Here is an 18,867-nt window from a genome sequence, read left to right on the forward strand (position 1 = left end):
TTGCCTATTAACGAGCTGCTTTGACGGTTGCTATTTACAAACTATCGTATTTATAGTTATTACTTTTACATGAGTAATAACTGATTATTACTTATTCTACCTGCAATACAGCCAAGAAGGCTTCTTGTGGTATTTCCACATTACCCACTTGCTTCATGCGTTTTTTACCGGCTTTCTGCTTAGATAGTAGCTTTTTCTTACGTGAGACATCACCACCATAACACTTGGCTAGTACATCTTTACGCATGGCTTTGACCGTACTACGGCCAATAATCTGACTGCCAATAGCCGCTTGAATCGCCACATCGAACATTTGACGCGGAATAAGCTCTTTCATCTTGGTCACCAAAGCATTACCACGATAGCGTGATTGGGTTTCATGCACAATCATGGCCAAAGCATCTACTTTCTCACCGTTAATCAGTACATCCACTTTGACCAGTTTATCGACTTGGTAACGTTCAAAGTTATAATCCAGTGAGGCAAATCCGCGTGAAACTGACTTTAGACGATCGAAGAAATCCATGACCACCTCGCCCATCGGAATATCGAAGATCAGCTGAACTTGGCGACCCATAAAACGCATATCGACCTGTACGCCGCGACGCTCAATACATAGCGTCATGACATTGCCCAAGTAATCTTGGGGTACTAAAATTTGACAACGGGCGATCGGCTCACGAAACTCTTCGATATTATTTGGCTCTGGCAATCTAGATGGGTTATCAACATAGATAACTTCACCGTTCTTTTTCTCAATTTCATAGATTACTGAAGGCGCGGTAGTGATCAAATCCAAATCGTATTCACGCTCTAAACGCTCTTGGATAATCTCCATGTGCAGCATACCCAAAAAGCCGCAACGGAAACCAAAACCAAGTGCATCTGAGGTATCCGGCTCAAAGAACAACGAAGCATCGTTAATTTGCAACTTTTGCAATGCTTCACGAAACTTTTCAAAGTCGGTAGAATCTACAGGGAACATACCTGCATAGACTTGCGGGGTCACTTGTTTGAACCCAGGAATACGGTCGACGTCAGGTGTTTTGGCATGGGTAATCGTATCACCAACGGGAGCGCCCGCAATATCTTTGATACCCGCGATAATGAAACCAACTTCACCTGCCTCCAAAACACCCGTATCTAGAGGCTTCGGTGTGAACACACCAATTGAACCAACCAAATGCGCTTCTTGAGTTGACTTAATATAGAGCTTGTCACCTTTGCGTATGGTTCCTTCACGCACCCGAACCAATGACACCACGCCCAGATAGTTATCAAACCATGAGTCAATAATTAGCGCCTGTAGCGGTGCTTCGCGGTCACCAGTCGGTGCTGGAATAAATGCAACCAATGCTTCTAATAGCTTATCAACCCCTAGACCCGATTTGGCCGAGACTCTTGGTGCATCTACCGCATCAATGCCAATGATATCTTCGATTTCTTGAATAACACGCTCAGGCTCAACTTGAGGCAGATCAATCTTATTTAAGACGGCCATTACTTCTAGGCCTTGATCCACTGCGGTATAGCAGTTGGCCACTGACTGCGCTTCTACGCCTTGAGCTGCATCGACAACCAACAATGCCCCTTCACAAGCAGCTAATGAACGAGATACTTCATATGAAAAATCGACGTGGCCTGGTGTGTCAATAAAGTTCAGCTGATAACGCTCACCATTTGGATGATCATAAAACAACGTTACCGACTGTGCCTTGATGGTGATACCGCGCTCACGCTCAATATCCATCGAGTCGAGCACTTGCGCCTGCATCTCGCGATCTTGCAAGGCGCCGCACATTTGAATGAAACGATCGGCAAGCGTCGACTTACCATGATCAATGTGGGCAATGATTGAAAAGTTACGAATATTGGCTAATGCAGTCACAAAGCGCCTACTAAATTAAGGGTGATAGAATAATAAAACTGAATACTGTCAGAGGTAGTCGATAGCATACTTAGGTAGTGTAAAAACCAAACCATCAACCGAGTCAATTTTATGAATACAACGGTCTCGAATACACGGCTAAGAATGCTAACGCTTATGCGCAGACATAAAAGAGCATTCTAGCAGTTTTCTACTGCAAAGTAAGGCGATTTTGTTAGCAGAGATGTGATTTACCTTACAGGTGAGCCAATCAACTGACAAACCACGAATTTAGACAGTATGGTGCTTATCAGCTACTGATGAGGAGGGGGTTTAGAGAGTTCTGTTTCTATAGTCTTGTCTTCAGCTTGAGACAGATACTTAAACATCCAAGGAGACCGACCATAAAAAGCACCATTGATCTGAGTTTGCTCTATCAGATACTCACGAAATCTCAAATAAAATTCGTTATCTGGGCTCTTGGGATGTTGCCAGAAATCATCCAACGATTTTTGATCCGTCAGTTTAGGAATGTCGTAGATAGCACGGCCCATAACCTTGGTCGGTTTTTTATGATAGACCGACTGTAGACCTGTGGTGCTATTGATAGTGACCATGCCAATGCTATGTTTCATCAAAGTTGGCAAGTGCATATCACAACCATAAAAGACCCGATGGCTCACTTGATAGCGCTCAGCTAGACTAGAGACTAACTCTCGATAATCTCGATGACCACGATCGAGCGGATGGTGCTTGAATACCAATAACTGCTCACGCTCAGCACACGTGGCAAAACTGGCAATCGACTCATCGATAAACTGCACCACATCACGATAATCACTATGATGCGTAATCTGTGAATCGTTATGCACTTGCAGACTGATTAAAAAGTAATTATTACTTTCTTGCTTGGTGAGCTTATTTTGTAATCGTTTATCAGGCAGATAATCTCGAAACTTGCGCCAAGGTGCTTTGAGCCAAGCGATGGCTTCTTGCCATGCGGTCATCCCTCGATAATGCGAATAGTGTGGATAACGGCCTTTATAAAGCCATGCAATCACATAGTAAACAACAGCCGCGATACTCAATCGATAAAAACGATTGTGTGTGTATAAAGGCTTATCATTGGCTTTGTTAAGCGCTTTAATATCCGCAGTATTTAAGCGCGAATAGCCATTGATACCATACTCTTGCAAGGTAATATAGTCAGGGCGCAGATACCCTTCCTCAAACACGAAGAATGAGGTGCCTCTTTTTTCGCTGACACCTGCTGCTTGCGTATGATGTGGACGACAGTCCCCAAAACAAACGATCGCGTCGATACTATTTGCTTCTATCAAAGCCTGTAACCAGGATGAGAATTGAGCCAGCGTGCCCGTATACTCATAGGTATCAGCATGATGATAGAAAAAAGCATCCCCCGCATTAAAATTAATTTTACTGACTTTAATGCCTTGGGTTTGCAAAAATTCAGAAAAACGATTAAAAAATCCGCCCATCTTTCCTTGTAGCAGCAAGACGTGTCGATGAGTTAGCAAGTGAGACATCGAAGCTGCCATAGTATTGGGTTACCATTGATTGAAAAATAAAAGTTATATAAAGGACAAATAATTATACCGAAAAACCTAATGCTTGTCCCATAGGATTTATTCGGTAAATTTAACGCAAACTAGCAAGGCTATCTACGTAAACGCTGTTGCCATTGATGGCGCTGCTGCATAAAAGTGGTGGTCAATCGTTGCTTTAGTTGCGTGCGCACACTTGGTTTGGATGAAATGGATGATTGAGCTGAACCAGTAACACTACCAGATACTCCCGCCTCAGACTCTAAATTTTGGCCTTTTACTGATTGGCCATCTATTGACTGACCTAAATCTTGAGTCGGGTACAAGTAGTCAATCACTTGCTCTACTTGTGCAAGTCCATAGCCATCAGGCAAGCGATACAATGGATAGCATATCAGCGCCCCATATAGTAACTGCTCAAGAGACAACGCTGTCTCGCGTTTACGTCTGGCTAAATACTCTGCCTTAGGCTGAAGCTGTGTATCTATATCAATGGTTAAGCCCCACCCTGCATAGAATGGTAGGCCATAGCAAGTGACTCGTAAGCCGCGAAGCAGTGCTTCAAAACCTGTCAGCGAACTGATGGTATGTATTTCATCAACCCATTCTAGGCAATCAGGCATCGCCGTATCATAGGCAACCGCTTGCACTTGCTGTAGACAAGACTCTGTCACTTTACCAGCGCGCAGTCCAGCTTCCACATCGGGGTGAGGCTTATAAATAAGATAAGCATCAGGATTATCCTGCCGCACACGTTCAATCAAGCCACTATTTGTCTTAATGGCTGAGCCACAATATTGTACTGATAAATCATCTTCTACTTGACCGATAATCAGAATACGAGGTTTCCCAGAGTCCTTTGCCTCTTGCATCCATGAGGCACGCTGGCCACTAGTATTGTTGCTAGTATTGGCTTTCGAACTACCTATATTACCCCCAACATTATATTTACTCACCCGCTGAGTGAGCAGTTTTCCTCGAAGCTTTTGTACTCGCGCGCTTTGCTGTGGACTTAGCGGATGACAATCACGTAGCAATGTCTCTAAATCTGAAGGCTGAGTGGCATCATAATAGATGCCTTGGGTGTCTATCACAACAGACAATGGCGCCAATAACGTTGCACCCAAGCCATTTGAGCGGATAAACCCATCTTCCATACAGTATATGGCCGGCATATTTGGGGATTGCTCAACAAGCTTATTCTGACGTTTTGATTTTATTTTTTGGCGTTTGGCCAAGCCCCATACGAGTAGAGGCTGTTGATAATCCACACGAAAATGGTCTGGGTGCAGCAGGTTTTTTAGTCGCGGTTTTGGTTTGATAAACAGTGTCGTACGTGGCAAATTCGTAAATGCCTTAACAAAGGGCAGCTTCCATCGACTGAATTCATACACCGTCAGGCTACCTTCAAGCCGCGATTGCCAGTATCGATTGGTCACTAGCCAATCAATGGCGGTATTGATATTACAAGGTTGCTTCGTCGCTGGATCTGCATAGCGGCTATAATCAATATATGCGCTATAAAATAATGTCTCTAACGTCGTATCAAGCTTTTGACCAAACGCTTTAGGGAATAAAGCGGAGTTTGAACAGTTTTTATTTTTGACTAGCTCATTGGCAAATGCTTTACGACGTTGCTGAACAGCTCTTAAGAGGTTTTTTGGTGCGCCACTGTCATCGGTCAGCCCCCAACCACTATACCAACTGACGCCAAAGCAATGCACTGTCTTGCCTAGCATTAAGGCTTCAAAACCCATATGCGAGCTGACGGTATAGACATGATTGACTTGCGATAGCAATTTAATAGGATTGAGTGCTTGAGACAATAGCCTCACGTTTCTTGGTAACGATAAGCTGGTGAGGTATCCTGATGCTGAAGCAGGGTGTGCCTTAATCCAAATATAAGCATCAGGATGCTGCCGACACGCGGTTTTTAGCATTTGCTTAAATTGACGTTTATTCGCACCAGCCCCTTTAATAGAGGCATCACCCATTACTTGATCAATTAATAACACATGAGTTTTTGACGCGGTATTTTTGACATCTGTATATTCTTTATCAATCAACTCATCTAATAATGGGCACGCTATCACTGAGTTATATTTGCTCAGTTTTTCTGTACAGATACGTGCCATCAATTGCTGCGCATGTTGCTCATCTAACTGATGCTTCTCAGATGTGCTATCGACCTTGGTTCGAGTAACGATTAACTGCTCAAGGCGCGAGCTGCTGGTCATGTCAAAATAGATACCAATATCATCAACCACCACACTCAAGCCATGACGACTATCGACACCTGAATCTAGTGACCGCAAAAAACCATCTTCAATACTCAAAGCAGTCAGGTTTTGACTGCTAGCTGCTTTTTCGGCGCGCTGATAGCTTTTTTTGTGTCCCCAACCTATAAATGCATCGGGTCGTAATGAGTTAGGTTTATTATTAGAGCCAACACGCTTTGTTTTCGATAGTGGCAATAAAGACAGCAATGCTCGGTTACGATTAACCACGCGTTGCTGCACACCTGACCACGGATACCAGCGCTGAATATTCGCTTGCAATGCTTGAGGTAGTAACAGATTGTTACGGCGTATCCCTTTGCCAATAACTGCTAAATTTTTTGGTGATGAATACTGGTCTGGCATTAAAAGCAGCGCATTATCAGAGGTAGGTAAAGCCAATACCTTGTCTTCATTTGCTACCTTTTTTGCCATTTTTAATGCCTTGTATTAGTGGTACTTTTTTTATGGTACGTCGTTTACTGGTACATTGTGTGCTGGTGATGGTTTCGAAAATAGACTACTTTATAGTGGCCTGCTTTTAGAATCATTCACACAGCAGTCTGTTATATCTGCAAATCAATGCTTATAAATCTAGCACCACTTTAGCAGCGATGGCTAACTGATACACAATCTGAGACAAGCCACGAGCAATCTCTACACGCTTGGTTTTGACTTTTGGTAGTATCATAATCTCATCACCTTGCTGGATACGGTAAGCGGTATTAACCACTTGGCTGGCACCATTTTGATGAATAATCAGGATATCTTTGACATCTGCATTGTCAGAGAAACCACCAGAATTGGCAACATAATCACCCACCGTATAATCTGGGTTGAATGTCAACGCACCTTGTGCGCGTACTTGACCATTGACAGTAATCACAGAAGTTTGCGCTGGTATTTCAATGATATCACCTTGTTGTAAGATAATATCTTGCCAAGAATTTGGAACGACGACGATTTGGCCATCGGTCTGTACTTTACGTGCTTTAGCCACAAACTCTTTAACCAGAGCAGCATCATCCTGACGTAGCGCGGCTTCCTCACGTGTGGTTGACTGCGTAGCAAGTGTTAACTCTTCTAGGCGATCAAGCGACTCATTGATCATACGTTTTTGTTGTTCAGCAACGGACTGACGATAAATGGTCAAATTCGTTAATTTTGCCAGTGGACTTGGTTGCAGCTGTGGAACGATGTCTTTGAGGCGCGCACCATATGGCACCACCATCGCGCCATTACCTGTGTGAGCACCTTTAACTTGTACGGCGATGGTGCCCGCATAGCGATCTGAGGTCACAACCATCTGGTCACCATTATAAACAGGGACGTTTCGTGCTTCAGTGAGTGAATAATATTCTGCTGTTTGTGCACGTCCTGCACTGCGTGTAATACTAACATTGGTTGCATTTGCCGCAGGGCTGGCGACTTGTAATACGTCACCAATGGTCAAATCGTTCACATCAAATTCAAAGGTATATTCGTTTTGAACTTCCCCGCCTACTTCAAACGTTTTCTTTTGGGGTGCGACCGTAATCACATCACCATCACGAAACGAGAATGCCTGCAATTTACCCGCTAATAGAAAATCATAAAGATTGACCTGCTGTAGCATTTGACCGTTACGTTTGATTTGAATGTCGATATAGCTACCACGTGTTGGGTCAACACCGCCTGCTCTATCTAAATAAGACAATACCGAGTCTGCTGCTAGACCACCATAATAACCTGGCTGTTTAACAAAACCTGTGACGAACACCTTAACGGGCTGCGCTTGCTCTAGTGACGCATAGACACCAACGTTTGAGCGATAGATACGATTAACCGCGCTTTTGACGACATTTTGTAGATTGCCGTTTTGGACACCAGAGATACGTACTGGACCTACGTTTGGCAAGAAAATATTTCCTTGCGGATCAACGGTCATCGTCGCGGCGTACTGATAGGCACCCCACATTCTGACCTGAACGTTGTCACCAGGGTTGATAACATAACCATCATTAAAAGTAGAGCCTGACGTCGTTGAAAATGCCCCTCGAAATAGCTGCTCACCAAACATCATATCCTGAGTGTTGATGTCTTGGTAAGGACGCGTGGTGTTAATGACTGACTGACTTGGAAGGCTGGCTGCATTGACGGCCTCTTGTGTGGTTGCCTGCCCGGGTACGCCACCTGCAAATGCTTGCGTTGATACATTGATATTGCTGCGGTTCTGGTCTTGACTCATATTATTTCTGCTAGTGCCAAAACCCGAACCTGATATTTGATCGGCATAACTGGTCGCGGCTACAGCAGACATACTAATCGTGGCCATTGCCAAACTTATCATTATCACGATAGAACGTGGTTTAGTATTCATGCGTTATATTCCTTTACTGATCTATCGATCATTACTGATGTCTGGTTTGTCAAAACTGGCTTGATCAAATCTAGCTGCGATGATCACGGACGACTGCCATCACAAGGCGCACGAAACCGTATAGCATCAACAGCAGCGCCAATGATGTCCAAATAAGATATGCTTGACGAGGATACGTTGCGTCTTCAGCCTCATATGGGGTTGAGATCACAATCAAGTTTTTCATTTTCTTAAAGGCTTCTAGTCGTGACTTTTCAAGCGATGACAAAGACAGCTTATATAGCTCAGTGGCAAAATCAACATCCGCCTTAATGGTTTCAAACTGTACTGCTTGGCGGTTTAGTTTAGTGGTATTCGGTGATGTTAATTTGGTTTGCTCTTGCGTGATTTGCTCTTCAACTGCTTTTATTTGGCTTCTGAGCGAGATCACTTGCGGCGCATCTGGATTCAGATAGCTGAGCAATTGACGCTCTTCGGTACGTAGTGAGCTTAACTGTGCCTGCAAGCTACCAATCAATTGATTGACGATCTGAGCATTGGCTTGTGGATCATAAATCTCATTGTCGTTTTGATAGTTTAATAACTGCTCTTTTGCATCGTTTAAACGCTCTTGTGACTCATCTAACTGAGTTTCTGCGAACGCCAATTGATCACGTGCAACTTCTTGTGAGATACGGTTTACGAAACGCTCTGACTCACCTAAGATGGCTTTGTTCAGCTCAAATGCATACTTTGAATCAAAACCTTCGGTTGATACTGACAGCACGTAACTTTGCTCATCAAGATCAATATGAACACGTTTTTTGAAGTACTCAAGTAGATCTTCTTGCGTTGCATCAGGAGCAATTTCATAGATAGGGTCTGAACCATCAACATAATAAGCGTCACGAAATTTAAACTTACTATCGAGGCGCTTTACCATGTCATTTGACAGAATGTACTCTGTCAAATAGGTGGCGTCTTCTTTACTGGTACTATTGACACCCAATAAAGCCGATAGCCCGCCACCAGAAGGTACGCTTGCATCACTGACTTGCTTCACCACCACATCAGCCGTTGAGATAAAGCGCGGGTGAGCTAGGGTCATGACGTAAAAGATAACGAGCGCCCAAGGAATGAGCACCAAGCCGATAAACAGCGAGAAGTTAATTATCTTACTTTTTTGCTTTGTGGATATGCTTTTCATAAACCTCAATCGCTTCTGTTGTATCGTCAAAGACGTGTGCTGTTTGATCCATTAATACAATACCAATATCACAGTTTCTTTTGATATCACCAATATTATGCGATACGATTAAAAAACCTGCTTGTGCACGGCGGGCGGCTAGAATCTCTTCACTACGTTTACGAAAAGCCGCGTCCCCAACGGCACCCGCTTCATCGAGCATATAGTAATCGAAATCAAAGGCCAAGCTTAACCCGAAGGTTAATCGCGCTTTCATGCCTGATGAATAGCTTTTAACCGGCATATCAAAATAACTGCCAATATCAGCGAACTCTTCGACAAAACGAATTTTCTCATCAATATAAGGACCACTAGAATAAAGGCGACAAACAAAACGTACATTCTGCCGACCAGTCAAACTGCCTTGAAAACCACCTGCTACCCCGACTGGCCAGGAAATAGTCGAGTCGGTGATGATTTCTCCATGATCAGGCTCATCAAGTCCACAAATAATGCGCAGTAAGGTTGATTTGCCCGCACCATTACGACCTAACAAACCCACACTTTGCTTGTCACCAATGGTCAGATTCAAGTCTTTGAACAAATAATGACGCCCTTTCTTGGTCATAAATGACTTAGAAATATTTTTTATCTCAATCATTTATCCAACCCTTCCTAAAATTATCACTCATAGCTATTGATACTCATCTAACGAGAACGGATCATGTCACGTTCAGCATACTTATAGAGCAAAAGTCCCAAAAAATTCACGACGAACATCCACTTTAAAAAGTACCAGATATCAATATGATACGCTGGATAATTAGGCGCAAAGGCATGTCTTATCAGCTCGATATTATGAATGAAAGGATTATAAAGTAAGTAGCTAAAATACGGCTCAGGGATTATATGAATTGGGTAGATAATGCCCGAGGTAAAATACAGTATCGTAAACAATATGGTAATCACCTTACTAATTTCACCACCATAATACCCAACCACCATCATAATCAACGCAACGCCAAAGCTGAATATAAATAGTGTTATCCAGCAAAATAAAACTATATGCAGGTTCTCTAAGTTGGCATAGATATCAAAAAATGCCAAACCTAGCAACAGTAAAATTGATGTGAAAAAATATATGACTAATTCTAAAAAGGAGCGCGCAATAATCACATCAATGTGCTTAATTGAGCGATACATTAATAAGCCTTTATTAGCATCAACTGCGCCTAGTGCCCTTGTTGCTATCTTTTGGAACATTCTAAAAGGAACCATTCCTGCAACTAAGAACAAGGAAAAATCCATACCTGGAACTAGGCGTTCACGGATAGCGCCAAAGATAACTAAAAATATAAGCACCTGAAACAGTACTTCAAGCGGTGCCCACAAATATCCTAGGCGGTAACCGCCGAAGCGAGTCTGTAGCTCACGCATGAGTAATGCATGAAAGGCGGCACCCATGACTTTGAGGCCACTGCGGTGCTTGATAGGGCGATAAGGAGGCAATTGAACAGACATGGCATTACAGGACTTTACCGAAAACAGCCCCTATGATAAGTAAGCGCGACATAAGTTACAAGAATTAATCTGTAGCTAAACAGATAAGGCTATGATTTAGTAAGAAATGTGTAAGTAATTGCTGCAATTTGTTTATCATTGAGTCAATTTTTAGACAAAAAAAAACCAATCTTTTTAGATTGGTTTTTTAGCCGGTACTAACTAAGCTACCTATAAATGGTGGCGATGAAGAGACTTGAACTCTTGACCTCACGATTATGAGTCATGCGCTCTAACCAGCTGAGCTACATCGCCATTTTAGGTTGGCTATTATGCCTAAGCAGATGACTATCGTCAACCCCTAATAAGCACTTTTTCCAAAAAACTTGACCTAATATTAAAAATAGCGCTATTAAAAAATAGTTTTACTTCTGATACACGTTAGGCCATTAAAAAAGGTTTGGTAAACCGATAAGCCGGGTTCTGTCGTGGACAATCATTCCTCTAGGCGTACAATCGCTCGTACGCTCAAGCAACCTACCCGCATCGAACGCGGGCCGCGCCATGCCGATGCCTATTTGGTCTTGCTACGCGTGGAGTTTACCATGCCGTGAACTGTTGCCAGCCACGCGGTGCGCTCTTACCGCACCCTTTCACCCTTACCGATGACATGAATATCTTGCGATACTCACATAAGTCAAAGGCGGTCTACTCTCTGCTGCACTGGTCGTCAAGTTACCCTGCCCAGCCGTTAGCTGGCACGCTGCCCTATGTAGCCCGGACTTTCCTCCCCTGCATGTCTGTTACCAGTGTGCAGCGGCGATTGCCTAGTCTACCAAGCGCGCTAGTATAACAAACTTATGGCAGAGTGCGAACGTCTTTTGGATTTATTTTTAGTATTGAAAAATTCTCTATCAGACCGTTATTTAAATAAAGTCTATTGGTAAGGTCAAATGGTGATTTTCTGGCAGGTTATCAGTGGCAGACGTTGCATTTTTTAAATTGGGTAGCTGTAGCCAATGTGTCTGTGGAGAGTTGCTTCTGAGATAGCTTTGCAAAAATTTTATTGTACTAGTGGCTATCTCTTCATCTGTCTGAGCAGCATTATCGTGGATATGATTATAAATCACACTATGAACCTGCAATCCGCGCGACGATATTGCCTCTAGACTGAGCAAAGTATGATTGATACTACCTAAACGACCAGAAGTGACCAGAACAATTGGATAACCTTGAATAGCAATATAATCTAAAATTAATAACTGCTCCGTTATTGGTACCAGTAATCCACCAGCACCTTCTAGTAATACCAAGTCGTACTTAGCTTGCAATCGTTTGGTGGCATTAGTAATCAGTTCAGGATCTAATACTTCCCCCGATAATCGAGTGGATAAGTGCGGTGATGCAGGCTTCTCATAGCGATGAGCGCAAGTGGTAAAATCAAGGTCACATCGCTGTAGTGGAATGTCCATTAGTTGACGATGCATAATGATATCTTCAGCAATCCCCATCTCGCCAGTACTTGGATCAATACTGATGCCAGTTTGCACCAACTTTTGAGTGATGACTCTTACACCTTGCTGCATAAGCGCCTTTGCAATCATACCAGTGGCGTAGGTTTTACCAATATCGGTATCAATACCTGAGACAAATAGAACACTCATAGCTCACCTTATAAGATAAATTGACTGGTCTGTAATGCAGGGAGTTTTGCTAAACTTCACTATTCAAAGCTGAACCCGACACTTGCGCCAGATAAATTGTCACTACTTTTAAGAGCAACTGGCATAAAGCCACAAGCTCAGTATTGGTGATGACATAAGGCGGCATGATATAAACCAATTTGCCAAATGGTCTGACCCAGATACCATTCTCAATCAACAAAGCCTGAAAGACAGGTATCTCAACAGCGTCATGTAACTCAATGACGGCGACTGCACCCAAACAACGTACCTCAGCAACACCCTCTAACAATGCGGCAGGTGCCAGCTGCTGCTCCATAGTCAGTTGCATGTTGGCAGTAAGCGCTTCAATGTCATAAGACATGATCAAATCAATCGATGCACACGCGACAGCGCAGGCCAATGGATTACCCATAAAAGTCGGACCATGCATGAGTGCTGGATAGTCACTGTTATGAATGGTATAGGCAACACGGTGAGTACATAGCGTTGCGGCAAAGGTCATATAGCCACCCGTCAATGCCTTTCCAATGGTCATAATATCAGGGCTGATATCAGCATACTCACACGCAAATAACTTACCACTACGACCAAAACCAGTGGCAATTTCATCCGCGATCAATAGCACATCATGCTCGTCACACAGTTGACGCAATAACTTTAGATACTCAGGACTGTAAAAGCGCATGCCACCTGCGCCTTGAATAATCGGCTCAATAATAAAACCTGCCAGCTTATCGCTGTGCTCATTAAAAAAGGTTGTCAGTGCAGCACGGTCAGCATCTGTCAAAGCCCGCTCAAACCCCAATGGCGGCGCTGGGACAAAATGCTGCATTGGCAATTGCTTGCCGTATAAGCTGTGCATACCATTAATAGGATCGCACACACTCATGGCATGCCAGGTATCACCGTAATAACCCGAATGCGTAGAGGCAAATTGCTGCTTGGTTGGACGATTGGCCGCCACTTGATATTGCAGCGCCATTTTTAAAGCCACTTCTACCGCAATACTGCCACTGTCCGCATAAAAAATAGCATCTAAGCTTTTAGGTACAATATCGAGCAGCTTTTTGCCCAAATCGATGGCAGGCTGATGGGTCAAACCGCCAAACATCACATGCGCCATTTTACCCAATTGTTCAATAATCGCCGCATTTAGCTTGGGATGATTGTAGCCATGAACGCTTGCCCACCATGATGACATGCCATCGATAAGGCGCGTGCCGTCTTCGGTAATGATATAAATACCTTCGGCACGATCAATAACGATATTTGGATAAGTGGGTGGCAAGCTAGCATAGGGATGCCAGAGGTGTTGATGATCAAAATCGCTAGTCGATTGAGCAGTAGCTGTCGTCATATTATGGTTCCTAATACATATCAAACATCAACACTCGCCTGTGCTGAATTTACTGACCTGTGATGCGCTTATATTTAGACATCAAGTCACTTCCTGTCTCGACATGATCAGGGTCATGAGGGATACAGTCGACTGGACAAATTACCACGCATTGTGGCTCATCAAAATGTCCCACGCATTCGGTACATAAATCAGGGTCGATGACATAAATATCGTCGCCTTCTGATATAGCCTCATTGGGGCACGCAGGCTCGCACACATCACAGTTGATGCACTCATCAGTAATCAGTAGCGCCATGAACGGCTCCTTACGGTTTATTTTTAGCCTATATGCTGCAGCTATCGGCCTATTAAAAGGCTAGCTATCTTGAATCACCAGTTTTTTTGTAAAAGCATCAGACACACAAGTGGGTACAAATTTAGTGACATCGCCACCAAGTTTGGCAATTTCACGAATCATGGTCGATGAGATGAATGAATAATTCGGTGCTGGTGTTAAAAATACCGCTTCAAAATTTTCATCAAGCTCGCGGTTCATATTAGCTAGCTGAAATTCATACTCGAAATCTGACATGGCGCGCAAACCACGCAAGACAGCAGCAGCGCCTTGAGCACGCATAAAGTCGACGAGTAAACCCTCAAAGCCGACCACTGATACTTGTGGCAAATCAGCAAATACGGTCTCCACTAAGGCTACGCGCTCCTCAAAATCAAACAGAGGTTTTTTGTGATGTCCTGAAGCAACTGCAATCACCACCTCATCAAATAACTTGGTGGCGCGTGTGACCAAATCCACATGACCATTGGTAATGGGGTCAAAAGTCCCAGGATATAAGATTTTGGTGTGTAGTTTTGAGGAATTAGCAGAAATAGAGTGGCTCATAGCGTGGCTGATATCGTCGATAATAGTAGGCCATATGCTAGCAAATTTTACTCAAACTTAATACTTATCTGCTACATTTGTCCTAACAGCAGATTTACCTTTTGCTCAAAGGCTTTGATACAATAGGCAGTTCGACTCATCCCGCTTATGGTTTAGATAAAAAACCCTGCCATTGATTGGCTGAGGATGAGGAATCAGTAGGATCAGTTAGATAAGGACGCTGCGCTTTTAGCGATTCTTATGGAGAGATTATGTCAAAAAAATCAAAAAAACCAGATAATCAGATTTGTGCCAATAAAAAGGCACGTCACGAATACTTTATTGAAGAGTCGTTTGAGGCAGGTCTTGCCCTACAAGGCTGGGAAGTAAAAGCCATTCGTGCGGGCAAAATGACGATTACCGAAGCCTATGTGATATTTCGCAATAACGAAGCTTTCTTGTTTGGTGCGCACATTCAGCCATTACTATCCAGCTCAACACACGTTAGTCCAGACAGTATTCGCACCCGCAAGCTGCTTCTAAATCGTCGTGAAATCGAAAAACTGTCCGGCGCAATCAACCAGAAAGGCTATGCTTGTGTGCCATTGTCTTGCTACTGGAAAAACTCACTGGTGAAATGCCAAATTGGCTTAGCATTGGGTAAAAAACAGCATGATAAGCGTAAAACATTGAAAGACCGTGACTGGGAACGTGATAAGCAGCGAGGCTTTAAGCAGCATTTAGATTAATAACGTCAGTCTGCTATACAGTGGGGCAATGTTAATCTAATACGAAAAAGGACGACTCAATATTTACTGAGCCGTCCTTTTTTATTGTCTATGACATCTCATAGACAATCAGTTTGCTCCTCTAGAGACGTTGCTGTCTGACTATTGGCCTGACGTAGTTGCTTCACACCATGCGCAACCAGACACGCTATGCCTAACCAAATCAGACCGTAGCTATAAATCATCGCCGATTCAAACGGATTGCCCAAAACGGTGATGGCCAATACAAATAAGAGTGCTGGCTCTAAATAGCTCATCATGCCATACATATTCACAGGTAACATTTGACTGGCGTCTACATTGGTTTTCATGGCCAAGACACTTAACATGCCCAGCCCTACTAACATCATGATAAAAAAGCCAGAACCGCTTACCAAGACCACACTACTGGGCGCAAAAAAGAACAGGTAAGCCAATGCAAATGGTGCAAAAATGCTTAAGTCAACCAACAGTCCAGTTACCGCACCAATACCTTGCAGTCGGCGTAAAATATAATAAACAGGATAGGTACCGCACACCCATAGCGTTGCCCATGATACGCTTTGCGTACGCACAATTTCGCTACCCACGCCCACTGCGGCAAATGCCACTGCCAACCATTGCAGGCGGCTTAGTTTTTCGCCAAATAGAACACAGCCAAACACCACCATCATGAGTGGGAATAAAAAATAACCCATCGCGGTTTGCACACCTTGCCCATTCACTGGCGCCCACATAAATAACCAAAACTGGCTAAGGAATATTGGCGTAGGTAATAGCAGCCAAACCCATTGCTTCACGCCCTTTAGCGCTTTTAATTTATCAATGTGCAATTCCAGACGTCCACTTACCATCAGGTATCCGACCAACGCTGCCCACATCGCGAGCATGCGCCAGATAAAAACTTGCGTCCCTGATAATGGCGACAAAAAACTACTATAGGCATAGAGTACGCCAAATAGCACATTGGACAGTATGGCAAAAGACACCCCTAATATTAATGTACGTTGTTGTACGCTACCTGTCGTCCAAATCGCAGGTAGTGGCAAACGTGCAACAGTCGTTGCTAGCGTATTAGCGAATACATTGGAGAGCATTGAGATAGACATGATAAGCACCGTAGCCATTAATAGATGATAAAAACCAATTGCTAGCTCTTTTTTTAAAGCAGTTCTGATTGGTATAGTCTATTTTACTAGGGTGCTTTGATATATTATCTCTATATAAGTTTATTGATGAATAAATATCTCAAATAGGTATCATATAAATCATTATTTTATTATATTAGTATTTTTAGTGATAATATTTATAAAACATAAAAAGGTTATTACTATTAAGGACGTCGTGACATGAGCCATACTTTAGACAATATTGATAAAGCCATTTTAAACTTGCTACAGGATGATGCGACCCTACCGCTTAAAACTGTCGCAGAGCGAGTACATGTATCCATTGCGACGGCGCAGCGGCGTATACAGGCGCTGATAGATAATGACGTGATTACCAAACAAGTAGCCATCGTCAATCCTGATAAAGTGGGCTATGGTCTAACAGCAGTGGTAATGATAGAAATGGAGCGCTCTAATACCTCGATGCAGCATCGATTTGAGCGCCTGATGGACGCGCAATCACGAATCATGAGCTGTTATGAAGTATCGGGGGATTTTGACTTTATGCTCATGGTCAATGCGAAAAACATGAGTGACTATCATCAATTCACGCGCAGCTTGCTGACTTACGAGAACAACGTACGCAACTTCAAAAGTCAGTTTGTGATGAACTTTACCAAGAGTGGAACCAAAATCACGCTAGATTAATTATAATTAATCCGTCTCAGCTAAATTTACCTATCATATGACAGTTGAAGATGAGTAGCTAAGTTGCCTCTAAACCCTGTACGATATCATCAGAAGTCTAGTGATAAATAAAACCTCAATAGCCAACTTCGTAAGCCCATTTATTAGACAAGGAAGCCTAATCATGACTGAACACACAAACGCTGCTAGTAAGAACATGAAAGTGTCACTAAAACCGTTAAACCTATCAAATTCAAAAAAGGTAATGGCAGGTGTTCTGTTTACTACGATGCTAGCCAGCTCCGGCTGTGCCACCAGCTCATTATTAGATAATAGCGGACATGTCAGTACCAGCACAACGAAGCAAATACTGTCTGAAGATCAAATTGTTGCCTTTGGTCGCCCTGCGCAGGCGTTACCAAAAATGCCAAACGCGACGATGGTTATCGTTGGTGAAAAGAACAGCTACGTGCTCACCCAAGGTGGAACAGAGATGGTCAGCTTGCTCAGTAATCTCACGCAAAAAAACATTCAAGTAGATAATGACATGAGCTTTGATGTACCCAACAACGATGGGTACTTTCAAGGTGAGATGAAACTGTCTTATGCCAAATTAAAAGACGAATTTGGGCGCTCAGATTATCAGTTCTTTTTGCAAAATAACGGTAAAGAGTGCACCTCGGCAAGCGATCAACGTATCAATGCTCAGCGCTTTTGCTTCAGTGTGCCTGTCAAGGGCGCTATCTACCCACAAGTCAGTAACTTAAGCCTAATTCAGTCGAATTATCGCGCTTTGACCCAACCCTATACGGTGAGATTTTATACGCAGACTCAGCAAGATGTGGTCACTCGTAGCGGTCCAAATAGTGCACAAAAACTGGTCTTACTACCTTTTGCCCTTGCTTTTGACGTCATTACTTTCCCACTTCAGCTATTAGATAATTAATAAGCTATTAGGCAGCTCACCGCTCATGTGAAAACGTAGAGCACGTTACGAAGGAGTCTTTATCATAGAGCGTAACGTGCCTGTTTAGTCGATTAAAACAACTTTTCGACCAGTGCTTTCGGGTAGCTTTGCTTAGTCGCTTGTGCTGCTCGAAACATCATTTCATCTGCTTCAACAGGCCCTGCAACATCGCACAAGCACACATAGGCCAGCTGCACCAAATTGTTTAAGAGATACTCATCGTCAGGTACGGATGGACGACCCCCTTCCAAAAACTGTTTGATATTGATGCTATGCCCTTTGAAGGTGCGTTCTTGCGAAACAGTTTGGTGCATCGTCAGAAATAAATTGTGATTTTCCATGTCTGTTAGCTGACTACGAAGCGCCTCAATGACGCTATAAAACACCAACACCAATGGTGAGACAATGACTGGCGTATCGATGATATCGCTATGATCATCCACCTCTGGTGTTTGCGAGTTGCTCGTTTGCAACGTATCCCAAAAGGCTTTACGAATATCAGACTTGTGATCTTGTAGCTCAGGATAGCGTCTCGTGGCATCCAATATGCATTGCTGCATCATTTTTACAGAGACTGACGAGTACCGTTGCCACTGCGATTTGAGCAGCCGTACCTCTTCAGGATGCAGATACGCTGCAAGTATCTCTGTCATCGCGGACACGGCTTGGTCTACGGATTGAGTATCAATGTTCATCAGCTC

16 protein-coding genes, 1 tRNA gene and 1 other RNA gene are annotated in these 18,867 nt (G+C 43.3%); 3 read left to right on the forward strand and 15 right to left on the reverse strand.

The genetic code is table 11. The features are described from left to right. Positions 1-91 precede the first annotated feature (91 nt). The 13 genes from lepA to coaD all read right to left on the reverse strand — a co-directional run bounded on the left by lepA (position 92) and on the right by coaD (position 14,657). Complete coding sequence (gene lepA / locus I6E86_RS00305) at positions 92-1,888, reverse strand: translation elongation factor 4 (protein WP_197174586.1); 1,797 nt, start codon at positions 1,886-1,888, stop codon at positions 92-94. Between the two features lie 293 nt (positions 1,889-2,181). After that, positions 2,182-3,414: a capsule biosynthesis protein gene (locus I6E86_RS00310; RefSeq protein ID WP_227680458.1), complete on the reverse strand. Its 1,233-nt coding sequence runs from the start codon at positions 3,412-3,414 to the stop codon at positions 2,182-2,184. Between the two features lie 131 nt (positions 3,415-3,545). Continuing rightward, entirely contained in the window at positions 3,546-6,143 is a 2,598-nt protein-coding gene (locus I6E86_RS00315) for a capsular polysaccharide biosynthesis protein (protein WP_197174588.1), read from the reverse strand. Between the two features lie 151 nt (positions 6,144-6,294). Further along, on the reverse strand, positions 6,295-8,067 hold the full coding sequence (locus I6E86_RS00320) for a polysaccharide biosynthesis/export family protein (protein WP_197174589.1): 1,773 nt from the start codon (positions 8,065-8,067) through the stop codon (positions 6,295-6,297). A gap of 70 nt (positions 8,068-8,137) precedes the next feature. Beyond that, the gene (locus I6E86_RS00325) at positions 8,138-9,253 is read right to left on the reverse strand and encodes a capsule biosynthesis protein (RefSeq protein WP_197174590.1); all 1,116 of its coding nucleotides are present in this window, start codon (positions 9,251-9,253) and stop codon (positions 8,138-8,140) included. Next, a complete protein-coding gene (locus I6E86_RS00330; RefSeq protein ID WP_265090668.1) occupies positions 9,222-9,860 on the reverse strand; it encodes an ABC transporter ATP-binding protein in 639 nt (212 codons plus the stop codon). The genes I6E86_RS00325 and I6E86_RS00330 overlap by 32 nt, the downstream gene beginning before the upstream one ends. Positions 9,861-9,940: 80 nt before the next feature. Beyond that, on the reverse strand, positions 9,941-10,753 hold the full coding sequence (locus I6E86_RS00335) for an ABC transporter permease (protein WP_197174591.1): 813 nt from the start codon (positions 10,751-10,753) through the stop codon (positions 9,941-9,943). 217 nt (positions 10,754-10,970) lie between these two features. After that, positions 10,971-11,047 (reverse strand) — tRNA-Met (locus tag I6E86_RS00340). Between the two features lie 141 nt (positions 11,048-11,188). Then, positions 11,189-11,571, reverse strand: an RNA gene (gene rnpB, locus I6E86_RS00345) — RNase P RNA component class A. Between the two features lie 87 nt (positions 11,572-11,658). Next, positions 11,659-12,396: a dethiobiotin synthase gene (gene bioD / locus I6E86_RS00350; protein ID WP_197174592.1), complete on the reverse strand. Its 738-nt coding sequence runs from the start codon at positions 12,394-12,396 to the stop codon at positions 11,659-11,661. Positions 12,397-12,445: 49 nt separating this feature from the next. Continuing rightward, a complete protein-coding gene (gene bioA / locus I6E86_RS00355; RefSeq protein ID WP_197174593.1) occupies positions 12,446-13,774 on the reverse strand; it encodes an adenosylmethionine--8-amino-7-oxononanoate transaminase in 1,329 nt (442 codons plus the stop codon). Between the two features lie 49 nt (positions 13,775-13,823). Continuing rightward, a complete protein-coding gene (locus I6E86_RS00360) occupies positions 13,824-14,072 on the reverse strand; it encodes a YfhL family 4Fe-4S dicluster ferredoxin (protein WP_197174594.1) in 249 nt (82 codons plus the stop codon). 60 nt (positions 14,073-14,132) lie between these two features. Further along, positions 14,133-14,657 carry a pantetheine-phosphate adenylyltransferase gene (coaD, locus tag I6E86_RS00365; protein WP_197174595.1) on the reverse strand — a complete coding sequence of 175 codons (525 nt, stop codon included), beginning with the start codon at positions 14,655-14,657 and terminating at the stop codon, positions 14,133-14,135. A gap of 251 nt (positions 14,658-14,908) precedes the next feature. Between coaD and smpB the strand changes: the two genes are divergently transcribed. Then, a complete protein-coding gene (smpB, locus tag I6E86_RS00370) occupies positions 14,909-15,385 on the forward strand; it encodes an SsrA-binding protein SmpB (protein ID WP_194363663.1) in 477 nt (158 codons plus the stop codon). Between the two features lie 98 nt (positions 15,386-15,483). Here the strand turns inward: smpB and rarD are convergent, their stop codons facing one another. Continuing rightward, complete coding sequence (gene rarD / locus I6E86_RS00375) at positions 15,484-16,512, reverse strand: EamA family transporter RarD (RefSeq protein ID WP_265090669.1); 1,029 nt, start codon at positions 16,510-16,512, stop codon at positions 15,484-15,486. Between the two features lie 240 nt (positions 16,513-16,752). Between rarD and I6E86_RS00380 the strand changes: the two genes are divergently transcribed. Then, positions 16,753-17,220, forward strand: coding sequence for an Lrp/AsnC family transcriptional regulator (locus tag I6E86_RS00380; RefSeq protein WP_102091517.1), 468 nt, complete (start codon positions 16,753-16,755; stop codon positions 17,218-17,220). Between the two features lie 163 nt (positions 17,221-17,383). Beyond that, entirely contained in the window at positions 17,384-18,145 is a 762-nt protein-coding gene (locus I6E86_RS00385) for a hypothetical protein (RefSeq protein WP_197174596.1), read from the forward strand. 92 nt (positions 18,146-18,237) lie between these two features. Here the strand turns inward: I6E86_RS00385 and I6E86_RS00390 are convergent, their stop codons facing one another. Continuing rightward, positions 18,238-18,861, reverse strand: coding sequence for a hypothetical protein (locus I6E86_RS00390; RefSeq protein ID WP_197174597.1), 624 nt, complete (start codon positions 18,859-18,861; stop codon positions 18,238-18,240). Between the last annotated feature and the right edge of the window lie 6 nt (positions 18,862-18,867).

It is taken from the genome of Psychrobacter sp. SWN149, from assembly GCF_015864565.1.
Classification (GTDB): domain Bacteria; phylum Pseudomonadota; class Gammaproteobacteria; order Pseudomonadales; family Moraxellaceae; genus Psychrobacter.

What these genes read in the sequence shown, in the direction of transcription:
- I6E86_RS00310 (WP_227680458.1), bottom strand. Translation starts at nt 3,414, where the DNA reads ATGTCTCACTTGCTAACTCATCGACACGTCTTGCTGCTACAAGGAAAG.
- I6E86_RS00315 (WP_197174588.1), bottom strand. Translation starts at nt 6,143, where the DNA reads ATGGCAAAAAAGGTAGCAAATGAAGACAAGGTATTGGCTTTACCTACC.
- I6E86_RS00320 (WP_197174589.1), bottom strand. Translation starts at nt 8,067, where the DNA reads ATGAATACTAAACCACGTTCTATCGTGATAATGATAAGTTTGGCAATG.
- I6E86_RS00325 (WP_197174590.1), bottom strand. Translation starts at nt 9,253, where the DNA reads ATGAAAAGCATATCCACAAAGCAAAAAAGTAAGATAATTAACTTCTCG.
- I6E86_RS00330 (WP_265090668.1), bottom strand. Translation starts at nt 9,860, where the DNA reads ATGACCAAGAAAGGGCGTCATTATTTGTTCAAAGACTTGAATCTGACC.
- I6E86_RS00335 (WP_197174591.1), bottom strand. Translation starts at nt 10,753, where the DNA reads ATGTCTGTTCAATTGCCTCCTTATCGCCCTATCAAGCACCGCAGTGGC.
- bioD (WP_197174592.1), bottom strand. Translation starts at nt 12,396, where the DNA reads ATGAGTGTTCTATTTGTCTCAGGTATTGATACCGATATTGGTAAAACC.
- bioA (WP_197174593.1), bottom strand. Translation starts at nt 13,774, where the DNA reads ATGACGACAGCTACTGCTCAATCGACTAGCGATTTTGATCATCAACAC.
- I6E86_RS00360 (WP_197174594.1), bottom strand. Translation starts at nt 14,072, where the DNA reads ATGGCGCTACTGATTACTGATGAGTGCATCAACTGTGATGTGTGCGAG.
- coaD (WP_197174595.1), bottom strand. Translation starts at nt 14,657, where the DNA reads ATGAGCCACTCTATTTCTGCTAATTCCTCAAAACTACACACCAAAATC.
- smpB (WP_194363663.1), top strand. Translation starts at nt 14,909, where the DNA reads ATGTCAAAAAAATCAAAAAAACCAGATAATCAGATTTGTGCCAATAAA.
- rarD (WP_265090669.1), bottom strand. Translation starts at nt 16,512, where the DNA reads ATGTCTATCTCAATGCTCTCCAATGTATTCGCTAATACGCTAGCAACG.
- I6E86_RS00380 (WP_102091517.1), top strand. Translation starts at nt 16,753, where the DNA reads ATGAGCCATACTTTAGACAATATTGATAAAGCCATTTTAAACTTGCTA.
- I6E86_RS00385 (WP_197174596.1), top strand. Translation starts at nt 17,384, where the DNA reads ATGACTGAACACACAAACGCTGCTAGTAAGAACATGAAAGTGTCACTA.
- I6E86_RS00390 (WP_197174597.1), bottom strand. Translation starts at nt 18,861, where the DNA reads ATGAACATTGATACTCAATCCGTAGACCAAGCCGTGTCCGCGATGACA.